Annotated in this window: 11 protein-coding genes; 10 read left to right on the top strand and 1 reads right to left on the bottom strand. The window is 44.9% G+C overall.

Going from position 1 to position 15,513, the window contains the following annotated elements; translation table 11 throughout:
* The first annotated feature begins 234 nt into the window (after positions 1 to 234).
* The 10 genes from RS891_RS17165 to RS891_RS17120 all read left to right on the top strand — a co-directional run bounded on the left by RS891_RS17165 (position 235) and on the right by RS891_RS17120 (position 14,236).
* Positions 235 to 1,995: a sensor histidine kinase gene (locus tag RS891_RS17165; protein WP_315792547.1), complete on the top strand. Its 1,761-nt coding sequence runs from the start codon at positions 235 to 237 to the stop codon at positions 1,993 to 1,995.
* Positions 1,992 to 3,122 (top strand): response regulator transcription factor, encoded by a 1,131-nt coding sequence (locus RS891_RS17160; protein ID WP_315792545.1) that lies wholly within the window; start codon positions 1,992 to 1,994, stop codon positions 3,120 to 3,122. The genes RS891_RS17165 and RS891_RS17160 overlap by 4 nt, the downstream gene beginning before the upstream one ends.
* Positions 3,123 to 3,318: 196 nt before the next feature.
* Positions 3,319 to 4,986: an extracellular solute-binding protein gene (locus tag RS891_RS17155; protein WP_397386958.1), complete on the top strand. Its 1,668-nt coding sequence runs from the start codon at positions 3,319 to 3,321 to the stop codon at positions 4,984 to 4,986.
* An 82-nt stretch (positions 4,987 to 5,068) separates the two neighbouring features.
* Positions 5,069 to 5,959 (top strand): ABC transporter permease, encoded by an 891-nt coding sequence (locus tag RS891_RS17150; protein ID WP_113056451.1) that lies wholly within the window; start codon positions 5,069 to 5,071, stop codon positions 5,957 to 5,959.
* A 22-nt stretch (positions 5,960 to 5,981) separates the two neighbouring features.
* The gene (locus tag RS891_RS17145; protein ID WP_113056452.1) at positions 5,982 to 6,866 is read left to right on the top strand and encodes a carbohydrate ABC transporter permease; all 885 of its coding nucleotides are present in this window, start codon (positions 5,982 to 5,984) and stop codon (positions 6,864 to 6,866) included.
* 335 nt (positions 6,867 to 7,201) lie between these two features.
* Positions 7,202 to 9,190: a Na+/H+ antiporter gene (locus RS891_RS17140; RefSeq protein WP_315792539.1), complete on the top strand. Its 1,989-nt coding sequence runs from the start codon at positions 7,202 to 7,204 to the stop codon at positions 9,188 to 9,190.
* A 236-nt stretch (positions 9,191 to 9,426) separates the two neighbouring features.
* Positions 9,427 to 10,119, top strand: coding sequence for a FadR/GntR family transcriptional regulator (locus RS891_RS17135; protein ID WP_315792537.1), 693 nt, complete (start codon positions 9,427 to 9,429; stop codon positions 10,117 to 10,119).
* Complete coding sequence (locus RS891_RS17130; RefSeq protein ID WP_315792535.1) at positions 10,116 to 11,321, top strand: CynX/NimT family MFS transporter; 1,206 nt, start codon at positions 10,116 to 10,118, stop codon at positions 11,319 to 11,321. The genes RS891_RS17135 and RS891_RS17130 overlap by 4 nt, the downstream gene beginning before the upstream one ends.
* A gap of 937 nt (positions 11,322 to 12,258) precedes the next feature.
* Positions 12,259 to 12,957, top strand: a complete 699-nt coding sequence (locus tag RS891_RS17125; RefSeq protein ID WP_113056465.1) for a response regulator transcription factor — start codon at positions 12,259 to 12,261, stop codon at positions 12,955 to 12,957.
* A complete protein-coding gene (locus RS891_RS17120) occupies positions 12,932 to 14,236 on the top strand; it encodes a sensor histidine kinase (RefSeq protein WP_315792533.1) in 1,305 nt (434 codons plus the stop codon). The genes RS891_RS17125 and RS891_RS17120 overlap by 26 nt, the downstream gene beginning before the upstream one ends.
* On the opposite strand, the gene RS891_RS17115 is transcribed toward RS891_RS17120, so the two are convergent.
* Positions 14,225 to 15,358 carry a LuxR C-terminal-related transcriptional regulator gene (locus tag RS891_RS17115; RefSeq protein WP_315792531.1) on the bottom strand — a complete coding sequence of 378 codons (1,134 nt, stop codon included), beginning with the start codon at positions 15,356 to 15,358 and terminating at the stop codon, positions 14,225 to 14,227. The two genes, RS891_RS17120 and RS891_RS17115, sit on opposite strands and share 12 nt — an antisense overlap.
* Positions 15,359 to 15,513: the final 155 nt, after the last annotated feature.

Here is a 15,513-nt window from a genome sequence, read left to right as displayed (position 1 = left end):
GTTATATTTTATAGAAATTGGTTCATTCCACTCCTATTAAGTAGGTAATACCAAGCATATAATTGAGCTTGTACAGAGGTGCCATCCAAGCAAATCGATTGTTTCAATGCATTGAATGGTAACCTAACATAACGGGGGTTTTGAGCCTGGCAGGACAGAAGGACCTTGTGTTTTACAGGGGAGTTTGGTTCCGCCATATCGGCGTGTTGAAACCTCGGAAGCGGAGATGAATGCATGAACACAGATCATGTACGAAAGTCTCGTATCGAGCGAATCTCTCTCAAAAATCGAATTCTTTTTCTTTTTTCGGCCGTAGCCCTCATTCCATTCCTCTTTTCCTGCTACCTATCCTACCGTACGATCAATTCCATTCTGACAACCAAATTACAATCCGGCATTCAGAACAATCTGAAACAGGTGACGTTATCCCTAGAAAATACGCTCAGCAACCTGAACCATGTATCCCAACAGCTCGCCTTTGAGGGAAGCATCGGCAAACAGCTGGAGCAGCTCATGATTGCGGATCAACCTTATGACCGCAGTGATTTGACCGACCAGATCAAATACCAGTTGAACCTAATTGCATTTACCAATCCCAATATTGGGTTATCCATGTACTATTTCCGCGATGACGGTATCTATCTATTTGAAACAATGGGAGTAAAGGATTCATTCGATCCAGACAAGCTGCCGATCATGGCCAGTTATTATGGAATCACTTATTTCGGGCCCCATATCAGCAACGACAGGTTTAACGATCAATACGTCCTTTCGGCATTGCGAAAGGTGGATTTGCCGGAACGTGATGATGCCTACATATACAGTGAATCCAGCTTCAAGCTAACGCAAAGCATTCTTGATTTAGACGGTATCAGCAAAAATACGGCCCATCTCATTTTGGATAACCATGGAAGGGTCTCTTACAGCGAGTTAGAGGATGTTTTTCCCGAAAATACAACGTTTTCGGTTCCTGACGATCCTTCGCTTGCTGTGTCAACTTCAGGAATCGCTTCAGGCTATTACTGGTACAGGCAATACAGCAACCAGGGATGGAGCGTGGTCTCCCTAGTCTCCAAGGCGGATTACAATCAGGAGAAAAACCATTGGATGATGCAGATGTTTCTGTTAACCTTGCTGTTTGCTGCAGTTAGTTTGGCCATCGGCTGGTTGTTGTGGAAAATGGTATACAGACCCTTGTCCCAATTCCACCGGGAAATGAAGCAGATGCTTAACAGCAATTTCAACGTGGTGGATGCGAACTCGCGCATTCCGGAATTCGAAATGCTGCTGACGCAATTCGGTCGGATGAAGGCGCATATTGCGAGGTTATATTCCGAGGTAGAGTTGAAAGAGAAACGCAGGGCAGATCTGGAAATTGAAAAGCTGCTTTACCAGATCAACCCACACTTTTTGATGAATACGCTGGATACTGCGCACTGGTTGGCTGTGATGAATGGACAGGAAGAAATTGATCGGCTCGTGACCTCGCTGAACAAACTACTGTATTACAATTTGAGGAAGGGCGGCCAGAGCTCTACCATTCGTGAGGAGATTGATTCGCTAAGGCAGTATCTTATTCTGCAAAAGATTCGCTATAATTTTCAATTCGATGTTCACATGCACATCGATGACGAACTGCTTAACGTATCGGTGCCGAGGTTCATCCTGCAGCCGCTGGTGGAAAATTCGCTGTACCATGGGCTGGACGACAAAGGCAGGATCGAAGTGGAAGTAAGCAGGCACAACAACAAACTTGAAATCTCGATTAGGGACAACGGCAGAGGCATATCCGAAGAAAAAATCAAAGCGCTGCTGGAACAAGAACAAGCCGAACGCCACCGGGTTGGAATGGGAATCGGCATGAATTATGTCAAGCGTATGCTGGAGTCTTATTATGAAGGACAAGCCAGCCTGAGCGTTACGAGTGAGCCGGGAAAAGGAACTCAGATTGTCATTCAATTGCCAATTCAATGCAAAAAGGAGGAACCATCATGATCAAGGTGCTGATCGTCGATGACGATCAACTTGTACGCAAAGGACTCATGCTCGCAATGCCTTGGGCTGCATTTGATATGAAGGTTGTCGGCGAAGCGGGAAACGGTGAGAGAGCACTTGAATTTTTGTCAGAAAACCATGTGGATTTATTGATTACTGATCTGGCCATGCCTGTCATGTCAGGGATTGAGCTAATCCGCACCGCACGCAAGCAATTCCCGGATTTACCAATCGCTGTTCTGACACTGCATCAGGATTTTGAATACATTCAGGAGGCACTGCGTTTGGGTGCTATCGATTATATTGCCAAAGTACAGCTGGAGAAAGAACATTTCGATGAAGTGCTTGGACGCATCCATGACCGTATACAGGCCGACAGGAAAAAAGGGTCAAAAGATGATGCCGCCTCGGAATCCGATAAAGACGCATTGTTTTACGAGAGGAATGAAAGAGGTAGAAGATCACTTAACGAGGCGAATAACGAGTGTGAAGAGGTGGGATTAACATTCGTTGCAGAGGGAGATGAATGCGTAAAGGAGAAGCTGCATTCGTTTCGCTGGGTTCATGATGAGCGATATTTGCATGATCTGCTGCAAGAATTGAGGACGTTAAGACTGCCTGTGTCCAGATTGATGCAGTTGCTTTATGGCGTAACGGTAGACTGGAACCGCACATTCAAGAACATTGTCTGTACGGAAATGACCACGCCGGTTCATTTTGCGTCGTGGCAAGATGTGGTGGAGTGGATGACGAAGTTTCGTAAAGAAGCCCTTGTATTATCAGGTGGCCAGTATCTTCGGAAAGAGGTTAGCAGTAGCATCATGGCTGCCGTCAAAATTGTACATGACGAGTTGCAGAAGCCGTTATTTGCCAGCGATGTCTCGAAGCGTGTCAATCTCAGCCGCAGTTATTTTAATCAATGCTTCAAAGAATTGGTCGGTTATTCTTTTAATGAATATCTTCGCAAGATCAGGATCGACAAGGCACGTGACTATTTGACCCAAACGGCCAAACCGATTGTCTGGATTGCAGAGCAAACGGGTTATGCGGACGAAAAGTACTTCAGTCGGATGTTTCGGGAGCAGGTAGGCATGTTGCCAAGCGAGTACCGCAATGCACCAAGATGAGGGGTAGACGGATGGAGGGCAGGGGGGACAAATGATTTGTAAGCGTTATCAAATTCGGGCAGTTCACCGCCTGTTTCTCGTTCGGCTCTCTATCCATAAATGTTTTCCGGCCGTGTTATATTGTTGGTGCTCGACGCTAATGTCTTTTCATTAAAGGGGGATCATCCATTTGGGCAAAAAAACGGTCATGGTGGCGATGATGCTGATGCTCGCATTTACGAGTGCCTGCAACAGTACGGGAAGCAAGGAGAACGGAACGGCGGAAAACAATACCACGCCTGGTGTTACTGAACAAGGGCCGGCAGATCCGTTCGGCAAGTATGAACAGACGATTACCCTGAGGTACGGCAAAGAGGTCGATCCAACGGATAAAAGTTTGCCAGCCGGAGATACGCCAGAGAATAACCAGTATTCACGTTATGTGAAAGACAATCTAAACATTGATACCAAGGTAACCTGGCAGGCAGCTACCGGAACGAACTATGAGCAGAAGGTAAACCTGGCAATTTCAAGTAACGATTTGCCCGATGCGCTTGTGGTCAAGGATACCCAATTGCGTGCGATGGTGAAAGCTGGCCAGCTGGAGGACCTCACCGATGCATTTAATCGATATGCCTCTCCCGCTATGAAGAGTTATATGGAAAAAACGAACGGTGTATCGGCCGAGGCAGTAACATTTGACGGGAAAATGTATGCCATTCCTAGTATACAAGTACACTCTGACGGTGTTCACCAAATGTGGGTGCGCAAGGATTGGCTCGATAAGCTGGGACTTGAACCGCCAAAAACGATCGAGGAACTGGAAAACGTAGCGAAAGCATTTGTGGAACAGGACCCGGATGGCAACGGCCAAAACGATACGATTGGTATTGCCGGACAGCAGAACGGCGGTCGTTTATATGCCAATTTTCTGGAGTCGACGAACAACACGTATGGACTTGATCCGATCTTTGGAGCATACAAGGCTTATCCGGGTTACTGGTTAAAAGACGATTCGGGCAACCCGGTCTACGGTTCTATTCTGCCGGAGACGAAGGAGGCTCTCGCCAAACTGCGCGAGATGTATGCAAACGGACTGATTGACAAAGAACTTGGCATTCGTAAAAGTGCATCCGAGCCAGTAGTTAACGGCAAAGCAGGCATCTTCTTCGCACCGTGGTGGATGGGATACGGACCTTTACCGGATGCGATTAAAAATGATCCTAAAGCCAACTGGCAAGCGTATCTGTTACCGCTGGATGCTGAGGGACAATTCAATGCCCACATGGGGGCGCCATCTACCGTATTTGTCGTCGTTCGCAAAGGATACGAGCATCCCGAAGCCATTATCAAAATGCTCAACCTCCTTATCCGGGATGAGTCAAAATTCGATATCTCCGTACCTGTCGGACACTACCCGCTGCGTGTTCCAATGTCCTACATGGATGAGAGCGAATATTCGGCGAAAGCTTTGCAGGAGGTACTTGCCGGCTCGAAGCAATCCGAAGACTTTACCGATCCGGGCTACAAACTGCTTGCCGCAGATATCCAGAATGTCAAAAAAGTGAAGAAAGAGCCCTATGACAATATGGATATCCAGTATTGGGATCCTCAAGCAGACCTTGGTGTATGGAGCCGCATCTATTCGCTATTGGTAGGTTCATCGTCCTTGCAGCAGGATTATAACAAGGTATATAGCCTCCTGTATTCCCAGACTCGAACGATGGAAAGCCGCTGGTCCAACTTGAAGAAGTTGGAGGATGAAACCTTCCTGAAGATTATTATGGGAGCCGCCCCTCTGGACACGTTCGATACGTTCGTCAGCGACTGGAAAAAACAAGGCGGTGACAAAATTATTGAAGAAGTCAAGGAGTATGTTAAGTAGGCAGCTGCCCAGAGCGCCGGGTCCAACCGGCGCTTCTTCTTGAGAAAATCAGGATGGGAGATTTCAGAGGGAGGGACACCGGATGCGAAACCGAACTTTCATCAAACATTATTACATCATGTTGTTGCCCGGATTTGTATGGCTGCTGTTAATCAGCATCATTCCCATGTTCGGGATTGCCATCGCTTTTCAGGACTTCAACCCGGGCCAAGGCATCTGGAAATCACCTTGGATCGGGCTCGAAAATTTCGAATATATGTTCAGCCTTAACGATACCAAAACCATTTTCTTTAATACGGTAAATATTGCTGTCATGAAAATAGGTGGCAATCTGATCGTGCCGTTGATCTTTGCGATCATGCTCAATGAACTGCGTCTCATGGTGATAAAGCGTTGGGTTCAAACGATCGTGTATCTTCCGCACTTTTTATCCTGGGTTATTTTGTCCGGCATATTGCTCGATGTGTTTTCGTATACGGGTCCCGTCAATGGACTGCTCCATATGCTGGGTATTGAACCGGTGTTATTCTTTGCCCGAGCAGACTTGTTCCCGTTTATTGTCGTAGGTAGTGACGTATGGAAGGAGTTCGGTTTTAACACGATCATCTATCTGGCTGCACTGACGGGCATCAGCCCGTCCCTCTACGAAGCCGCTTCAATTGATGGAGCAACTCGGTTGCGCAGAATCTGGCACGTAACTTTGCCTGGCTTGCGAACCACGATTGTTCTCTTGGCGGTGCTAAGTTTAGGAAACGTACTCAACGCAGGATTTGATCAAATTTTCAATATGTACAATCCGTTGTTGTACTCGACGGGCGATATTATCGATACCTGGGTATACCGCGAAGGGTTACTGAACATGCAGTATGGCCTCGCAACCGCGGTTGGTTTGCTAAAATCGGTGGTCAGTTTCGTACTCATCATCATTTCGTATTTGCTTGCTTCGAAGTTCGCCAATTACCGCATATTCTGACAATGAGAAGGAGACGAGCGACATGATAAGAGAAACAACGCTGCGGTCCAGAGTGTTCGATGCCACGCTGCTGGTCGTGCTGCTCCTGATCGCGTTCCTGTGCATTCTGCCTCTCTGGTATACATTGGCCGTATCTTTAAGCGAAAAATCGGCTGCTGCTGCCGGCAAAGTATGGTTATGGCCAGTAGGCTTCAACTTCAACTCATATCAGCAAATTATTGGAGACCGTTCCTTTTTCAATTCTTTTTGGATTTCTATTCAGCGGGTTGTACTTGGTGCGACAATCACGTTCATCGTGACTACGATGATGGCTTATCCGCTATCCAGGAGCCCGCGCGAATTTCGTATGCGCAACGTGTTCATGTGGATTCTTGTGTTCACGCTATTGTTCAACGGAGGTTTGATTCCCTGGTACATGACCGTTAAGGCTATCGGGCTGTACGATACTATTTGGGCGCTTGTCCTTGGTGGGGGAGTGCCAGTATTTAACGTCATCCTTATCGTGAACTATTTCCGCAATCTACCCAAGGAGCTTGATGAGGCAGCTCTCGTAGATGGTGCCGGACCGTGGCGAATGTTGATCACCATTTATGTTCCATTGGCCGTGCCAGTACTGGCTACGGTAACGTTGTTTACCATTGTGTATCATTGGAACGAGTTCTTTCATGGCTTGGTGCTAACTTCAGGGCAGGATCATTATCCGTTACAAACGTTAATCCAGCAATTCGTTGTAGTCATCGATTCGTCCAACATGACGGAAGACCAGTATAAGCGACTGAATGAGTTATCGAATCAAACGCTGAATGCCGCGAAAATTTTCATTGCCATGCTTCCCGTGCTTGTTGTATATCCATTTTTGCAGCGCTTTTTCATCCATGGTATTACGCTCGGTTCGGTGAAGGAGTAGCTGCTTCTTTCATGATCATACAATGCTAAAAGGCCGCGTATCTGCGGCTTATTTTTGTTTTAGGAAATATGTCGATCTCAAACGGTTGGGATAAAAGAATGAACCTCATTTCCAAATCACCACTTATGAAAGAAATTTGATTGGGAACTGTTAACAAAATTATTGACAAGTCCGATAAAAATACTCTAGGGAATTATAGAATATTGCTCTGGGCAGCCTAGGTGCAAGCCATTCATATACAGTTCACAAATGCATTTTACAATAAGATAAATTCTTGTTAGAAACCTGTTTACGAAAAGCTGCTTATTACAGATAAATATGGAGGTAAGATTCGTTTGGAATTGTTTGAATTTATTTTATTGATGCTGGTGGCGGTCTCTTTATCCAATTTGGTAAACCGGTTTATACCTTCAATCTCCGTGCCTATTATTCAAATCGTGCTGGGGATGTTGATTACTTTACTGCCCTTGCACTATGAACTGAAATTAAATCCGGAGCTGTTTTTGCTTCTGTTCATTGCCCCTTTGCTGTTCAATGATGGCAGGCATGCGGATAAAGAAGCACTGTGGAAGCTGAAGAAACCGATCCTTTTGCTGGCGCTGGGTCTGGTCTTTGTGACGGTGGCTGTAATGGGATATTTCCTGAATTGGCTACTTCCCGTCATCCCGCTGGCGGCTGCCTTCGCATTGGCAGCGGCACTGGCGCCCACTGATGCTGTGGCCGTAGGCGCACTGGAACAGAAAGTGAAGATTCCCCATCAGACAATGCAAATTCTTGAGGGAGAGTCTTTGATAAACGACGCATCAGGGCTGGTCTCCTTTCAGTTTGCCGTAGCCGCAATGGTCACAGGTGTATTCTCTTTCAAAACCGCCAGTATCAGCTTTATTGCGATTTCACTTGGCGGTGTGGTGTTGGGCCTGCTGCTCACCTTAGTGAAATATGGTGTGGTGAAGTGGTTGCGCAAACTGGGAATGGAGAATGTCACGCTTCATATGCTGATTGAGATCCTGACTCCATTTTTAATTTTCATGGCTGCAGAGGAATTGGGGGTCAATGGTATCCTGGCCGTTGTCGCCGCAGGAATTGCCCATTCTTTCGGTTACAAGAAAATGAACCCTGAAGTAGCCAAGTTAAGTGTTGTATCCAAAAGCACCTGGTCAGTTATTATTTTTGTATTAAACGGACTCGTTTTCCTCTTGCTTGGAACACAGCTTCCTGATATTATCCAGACAATTTGGAGTAACCCCGAAATAGGTAATTTTAAAATCATTATGTACACACTATTATTGACTTTGGCTGTACTCGGACTGCGTCTCATCTGGGCAATGCTGATGGATATTTTCGAAGGGACCAAACCGCGTGATCCTTGGGCGCTGAGGTTGAAGAAGGCGCTTATCCTCAGTCTTTCGGGAGTTCGGGGAACGATTACACTGGCGAGTACCTTGTCACTGCCGTTTTTACTTAATGATGGCACTGCATTTCCAGCCAGAGATCTGATCATTTTCCTCGCAGCTGGAGTTATCCTGTGGACACTTCTGGCATCCAACTATCTGTTGCCGCTTTTATTGGGTAAAGAAACACAAACGGAGCAGGAAGAGGACGAAATTCAGGCGAAAATTGAGATTCTGAGGAATGTGGTTACCGGATTAAATGAACTGATCACGGACCAGAATCGTCTTGCGACCGCCCAAATCATCAATACGTATACTTCCAGAATACGAACACTCAAGAAAGATGAGAAGAAGGATAAGGCACAGCGGTCCTTGGGTTTGTCCGTATTGAAATGGGAAAGAGAGAATACGCTGCATGCGCTTGAAAAGAAAGAAGTGAATCCATACACAGCGTACCGTTACCTTAACCGAATTAACAAACTGTTGTTTATGCACACAAGAGATGCCCGCTATAAAAAAGAGTTTTTCCCTGTTAAGCATTGGGACGAAGTGTTCGGGATGCTGCAGCAAGTCCGGTTAAGCTTCCGTGAAAGAAGGGCTGAATTGAATAGTCTTAGAATTAAAAATATTACTTATGTCATTAAGCAGCTAAATGTTCAACTCGCAGAAGGCGAGCAAGATATGGAGATGGTCAGCTCGCTAATTCTGCAGTATGAACGAATGTTGCTGGGTCTGACCAGAAATGAAAAGGAAACCGGCACCCGAAAAGAGTTTGGCATATCGCTGCAGGAGCTGGCCCGAGTCGGAATTCAGCTGGAGAGAGACAACATCCAGTCCATGTTCGAGACAGGCAGGATTTCAAGACAGGGCGTGAAGGAGATGAAACGAGATATTCTATTCATGGAGCATGATTTGAGAGAAGAGACAAGCTGAGAGGTACCGATCGATGTTTTTGTCAAAACCTGGGGAAAATGCAAAGACCTCTTACGAAAACTCATTGAAGAAAACCGCTATTTTAGCGGTTTTTTGTTTTTATGGGATTTTGGTCCTGACCTGCATGCGCATAGGCTATTTTAGATAAGGAGTTGATTAGAGGATATAAGTGTGTTAAAGTACCTATTAACCAAACATCCTACGTTTGAAAAAATAGATGAAAAGAGGGCTTACGTATGCTTCAGAAAACAAATCGGCTGACTTTGGTCGAGCAAGTCGCATTGCAAATGGAAAGACAGATCGAATCTGGCAAGTGGGCTGTCGGGGCACGTATTCCGGCTGAACCGGAATTGATGGTCGAATTGAATGTCAGTCGTAATACATTGAGGGAAGCCATTCGGGCGTTGGTCCACGCAGGACTCTTGAAGACGAAGCAAGGGGACGGGACGTACGTCTGCTCTTCAAGCGTGCTGGGAGTTGTGCTACATAAACGAATCATGCGCTCCGACACGATTCAGACATTGGAAGTCCGTCATGCGCTTGAGCGCGAGGGAGCCCATCTTGCCGCACAGCGCAGAACGGACGATGAGGCGCGCGAACTTCTTCTCCAATTGGAACGCTGGGAGGGGGCGGCAGCAAGCGGTGACATGGATGGAATTGTAACGGAGGATATTCGTCTACACCAAGGCATCATCGCGGCGTCTCATAATGAGATCTTGATCGAATTATACAACCATATCGCGGACGCATCGCAAGATACGATTATCAGCTTGACTCGTTATGAAATTGAGGCGAGTTTCAAGGAGATGCACCGGCAGCTGGTTGAAGCGATTGTTGATCAAGATGCCGATCGCGCCGTGGCAGCGGTTCACCGTCATATTGCTGAATCGAAAGCTGTTCTTGAAGTCAAAGGAGACGAGCAGCCATGAGCGTACTAAGCGATACAAAGTCAACGATTGGGAAGAAACCATTGTCGTTGGCTTGGCCAATCATCCTCGGCATCGTCCTGATTGCAATGATTATGCGGTCACCGTTAACATCGGTAGGCCCATTGATCGGCTCGATTCGTGAATCTCTCGGACTGTCAAATGCTACGGCAGGTCTGCTCACTACGCTGCCGTTGCTTGCTTTCGCGCTGCTCTCGCCGTTCGCCCCCATTCTGGCACGCCGTTTTGGGGTGGAACGAACCCTTCTTTATGCGTTGGTTTTACTCATAGTAGGTATTGCGATCCGTTCGTTGGCCGCAACAGCTTCTTTGTTTGCAGGCACTGCTTTGATTGGGCTGGCGATTGCGGTGTGCAACGTGCTCATACCAAGTCTGGTCAAACGTGATTTTGCTCATCGCGTCGGCCTCATGACCGGTGTGTACTCCGTGTCGATGAATTTATCCGGGGCGATTGCATCCGGTGTCAGTGTTCCGGTCGCCCGCGACCTCGGTTTCGGCTGGAATGGTGCGCTTGGCATTTGGGGCGTACTCGTTCTGTTAGCCGCGTTATTCTGGTTGCCTCAAGCTCGGGCGAGTAGAGGGGCTGCAATAGCAACAAGTGGTGTGCTCAAGCGGCGAAGTCTGTGGCGTTCGCCTCTGGCATGGATGGTTACGATTTTTATGGGGATGCAGTCTCTCCTTTTCTATGTTTTGGTCGCTTGGTTGCCAGAAATCATGACAAGCCGGGGGTTGAGTGAAGACAGTGCCGGATGGATGTTATCGCTGTTTCAAACTGCTGCGCTGCCCGTAGCGTTCATTGTGCCGATTGTTGCGGGACGTATGAAGAATCAACGTATACTGGTCATCATCATGACTATCCTGTTGTTTGTTTCATTGGGAGGCCTTTACTTTGGGGGAAATGCTCTCATTTCGTTATGGACAATTTTACTCGGAATTGGTGGGGGATGTGCGTTCAGCTTGGCCATGATCTTTTTGAGCTTACGGACGAAAGATGCGCACGATACAGTATCTTTATCCGGTATGTCGCAATCCGTCGGATATTTGCTGGCTGCAACCGGACCGATCTTGTTTGGTCTGCTTCATGACATCACGGCAAGCTGGAATCCCCCGCTATTGCTGCTGCTTGTCGTTAGCGCTCTGCTGCTCCTGTCTGGCTTGGGCGCCTCAAGAAATCGCACGGTATAAGCGAGAAGAATAAGCAGAACTTGTTAAACGCGCCGAGTGCCTCGGCAGATGCGGAATGAGATTAGTAGCATCATCACTATCAGGTAGGCTGTGAGCAGACTGAGGAATAGCATCTGAATTTGGAAGTATTTTGATATATCCATTGCGAAAATGATTGTCTATAATGCAAAAGGTATAAAAGGAAATACGATTAAAAATACAAAAATGAGGAATGTAAGTGGTTCACTTTTTATGGACAATGTATCTTGGATTGCTGGGAACGGCATCTCTCGCATTTTTACTAAAAGGAAAGTATAGATCAAAACTTAGTAAAATAGATTTCGTCGTATCTGTCATTACATGGATTGGGTTGTTAGGGTTTGTTACAGAAACCACTATTCTAACTCCTGATTTATGGAAAATTGTTACAGTTACAGCTTTTCTGTGGGATATATTATTCGCGATGCTCCTAAAGGATTATGAAGGTCAAGAAATACTGGAGGACTTACCGATTGTGGTGAGAAGAGTATGGATGTTAATAACATTAGTTATCATGCTCGGACCTCTTTACTATGGGCTTTTCAGATATTCTTTTTCATGAATAGTGCCGTAACCCCAGGCCATCCTAAGTATTGAAAGAATCTGTGTAAGTAAAAATAGAATGCAAAACCAGTGAAATTTTAATTCATTCACTGGTTTTTTTATATTTCCTAGAATGCAGTTTGAGAAATTATAGAGGAATTAAAGAGCTTTCAAAGTGCAAGTCTCAATCACTTCCTGACGACTTATATAAAACTTCATAAATTCCTTCGTTTTTATACCAGAGATTTTTCATTTAGATTGTGTATGATGGTCTGATGAAACGAAAATGGAAAAATGTATCGGCTTTACGTAACTGGTGCGTCTGCACAAAGTATTGTAGAGTTGTAGGAGCAATTACGCGATGAAGGTGAGAAAGATGGAGATCAATAATATTCTTGTTGTAGACGATGAACCGGAAATTCGAGAAGCTCTCGTTATTTACTTAAAAAGCAATGATGTAGATGTATTTACGGCCTCTAACGGATTGGAAGCACTGAAGATCCTTGAAGAAGAAACGATTCATCTTATTATCATGGACCTCATGATGCCGCAGCTTGATGGAATCAAGACGACATTTAAAATTCGTGAAGATAAAAATATACCGATCATTATGCTTTCCGCCAAATCGGAGGATAGTGACAAGATTTTGGGACTTAATGTTGGAGCCGATGACTATATAACAAAACCATTCAATCCCTTGGAACTGGTCGCTCGAGTCCGATCTCAGCTACGTCGGTTTACGAATTTGGGTTCCTTTCACTCCATCGGGGAAGAGATCATTCAAGTAAAGGGACTCGTGCTGAACAAAAGCTCGAAGACTGTTGAAGTGGATGGAGAGGATGTTAGACTGACCGCGAAGGAATACAAAATTTTGGAGCTGTTGATGGAGAACAAGGGCAGAGTTTTCTCCATTGAAGAAATTTATGAACGTGTGTGGAATGAACCGGTCTTTGCTTCGGAGAATACGGTTGCCGTACATGTAAGAAATATTCGCGAAAAAATTGAGATCAATCCTAAAGACCCAAAATATTTAAAGGTGGTATGGGGAATTGGATACAAAATCGAGAAAAAGTAAAGCAGATCGAACGATTGGAATCGACCTTCTTGTCATCATCAGCGCATTTATTTTAGGGATCTTCCTACTTATTAACGAGTTTTCATACCTAGGGGTGGGTCTGAGATATTCAACTTCACGTTTCCTCTGGGGACTGCTTTCCATTATTATCTTGGGTTTGTTGACAGCAAGACTATTTCGTTATTTTAAAACGCATCATGATAAACGTTCCTTCTGGGACGGCAGTGTGCTGATAGATTACTTCCATATTTGGAGAAGCGGCTTTAGGGCCAGTCTGCAAAACGGGAGACTAACGATTGGCCTCATTATTATGTTTCTGCTGGTTGCAGTAGCCGGCATTTGTTTTTGGGAGGCAGTCACATATTATGGAGAGGCATGGCTCAACCTTTATTTGTTGCTATTTGTGCTGTTTGTGGTTCCTTATATGCTCTCCAAGTTTAGACGTTTCATCGCCATCATCAATGGAAGTAAAGAGATTGCCGAAGGAAATATTCAAAATTCCATTCAAGATGCCGGGAACGACTCCCTATCTGAACTTGCTGGCTATATTAACAATATGAAAGCCGGGTATCAAAGCGCGTTGGAACATCAAATGAAAAGCGAACGGTTAAAAACCGAACTGATTACCAACGTATCGCATGATTTAAAGACTCCACTTACTTCAATTATCAACTATGTCGATTTATTAAAAAAAGAAAATCATTCTTCGGATACAACCCGAGCCTATATTGAAACGCTGGAGCGCAAGTCGCTTCGACTGAAACTGTTAATTGAAGACCTGTTTGATATCTCTAAGATGGCCAGCGGTACAATAGAGCTGGATATGGAGTACGTCGATGTGGCAATGTTGTTGACACAAGCGATAGCGGAATCAAATACCCATGTCGGACAATCGTCGCTCGAAATACGGGAGAGGATTGCCAAGTTCCCGATCCATGCGTATTTGGATGGTAATAAAATATGGCGCGTATTTGAGAATTTAATTAGCAACGCGCAGAAATATTCGCTTCCAGGAACACGCATCTATATTTATTTGGACGAGACGGATGAACTGGTAAGATTCAAAATTCAAAACACCTCTGCCTATGAGATTGATTTTGATGCGGAAGAATTGTTCGAACGTTTCAAAAGAGCAGACGAATCCCGCCAGACAGAGGGTTCGGGACTAGGTCTGGCTATTGTGAAAAGCATCGTTGAGTTGCATGGAGGACAGATCAAAGTCGAAATTCACGGCGATCAATTCAACGTTATTGTGCATTTACCCATACTAACTCAATAATCCCCAACGGAAAGCATAGGCAACGACCTGTGTCCGATTTTTTGCGCGCAGCTTGGTCATCAAGCTGCTTACGTAATCTCTCACTGTATACTCGCTGAGGAACAACAAGGAAGCGATTTTCTTGTTATCATAACCTTCTGCCAAAAGTTCGAGAACGGTAGACTCTCGTTCTGTTAAAGCGATGGCCATCGTTTTGGCGGTGTTTTCCTTCTCTTTTCTAGATAAAAACAAACCAATCCTCTTTCCCACTTGTTCAAGTAAATCAAGCTCAGCCTTCGTGCAATCAAATGAATCTCCCATCTGGTCAAAAGTGACCCATCCATATAATTGATGCTCGTGGGAAATCGGTATAAATATAATCGAAGACAACTGAAATAACTGGATATGCTCGTCCCTTAGATAAGGTTTTGGATTTTTTAAATAGATCGGTCTTTTAGAGTTGAAGATTAGATTTTGCTCGGTCAATTGCCCTTTCATACTCTGAATTTTCGGAAGTTCTTCGCCGATGACCCCATAGAACTGGTTGGACCAAGGTACATATGCATAGAAGACACAGCGTTTATAATTGAAATACTTCTCACATTTTTTCAGGATAAAGGCTAGATCTGAAGCTCCGGAAGAACTGACTAGGAGTTGGTTTAATTGGTCCAGCAAACGCAGTTTTTTTAATTCCTCGTTTTCCCCCGTTTCATGGTTAACAGACTCCGTATCAGCCCACTTATGAAAGCTGTGCATCAGATACGAAAAGACAGATAACAGGAACATGAGCGGGTCCATCATCCGCTGATGTTTCAGTTGTATTAATAGTGTCAGTAAAGCTTTTTCCAATATAATTTGAAGCCATTGTAAGCTTGCCATATTTAAAATGGTTAGCTGGGATTGAACCCAGGTATCCAAATAGGAAGAATAATGATTATCCATATGATCCAAGTCTGAATATGTAAACATCCGAAAAAAGGATCTCATCAGTACTTCCGTTTCGATCCGATGTGTTTCAGAAATATTAGCTTCCGCGATCAGGTAAATGTTTGTGTTTTCTTCGAGCTGTTTGTTATGCGTTTTGAAAAATAATACAAATTCCTGAAAAGTCATTTCAGTATATGGATGAAAATTTTGTGTCATAATAAGCCGTCCCCTTTAAATGAAATACCCTACAAATGGGGGGTATACAATCCATTATTACACAGAACTTTATAGGATAGTATTTCAAAATTAAAGGAGTAAGATTGAGGAGTACAAGTTCATGAATCTTACTATGAAGAAATGGAGCGGTTGAA

Source organism: Paenibacillus sp. BIC5C1 (assembly GCF_032399705.1).
Taxonomy (GTDB): domain Bacteria; phylum Bacillota; class Bacilli; order Paenibacillales; family Paenibacillaceae; genus Paenibacillus; species Paenibacillus taichungensis_A.
This window is presented reverse-complemented; position numbering and strand designations above follow the sequence as displayed.

What these genes read in the sequence shown, in the direction of transcription:
- RS891_RS17165 (WP_315792547.1), top strand. Translation starts at nt 235, where the DNA reads ATGAACACAGATCATGTACGAAAGTCTCGTATCGAGCGAATCTCTCTC.
- RS891_RS17160 (WP_315792545.1), top strand. Translation starts at nt 1,992, where the DNA reads ATGATCAAGGTGCTGATCGTCGATGACGATCAACTTGTACGCAAAGGA.
- RS891_RS17155 (WP_397386958.1), top strand. Translation starts at nt 3,319, where the DNA reads ATGATGCTGATGCTCGCATTTACGAGTGCCTGCAACAGTACGGGAAGC.
- RS891_RS17150 (WP_113056451.1), top strand. Translation starts at nt 5,069, where the DNA reads ATGCGAAACCGAACTTTCATCAAACATTATTACATCATGTTGTTGCCC.
- RS891_RS17145 (WP_113056452.1), top strand. Translation starts at nt 5,982, where the DNA reads ATGATAAGAGAAACAACGCTGCGGTCCAGAGTGTTCGATGCCACGCTG.
- RS891_RS17135 (WP_315792537.1), top strand. Translation starts at nt 9,427, where the DNA reads ATGCTTCAGAAAACAAATCGGCTGACTTTGGTCGAGCAAGTCGCATTG.
- RS891_RS17130 (WP_315792535.1), top strand. Translation starts at nt 10,116, where the DNA reads ATGAGCGTACTAAGCGATACAAAGTCAACGATTGGGAAGAAACCATTG.
- RS891_RS17125 (WP_113056465.1), top strand. Translation starts at nt 12,259, where the DNA reads ATGGAGATCAATAATATTCTTGTTGTAGACGATGAACCGGAAATTCGA.
- RS891_RS17115 (WP_315792531.1), bottom strand. Translation starts at nt 15,358, where the DNA reads ATGACACAAAATTTTCATCCATATACTGAAATGACTTTTCAGGAATTT.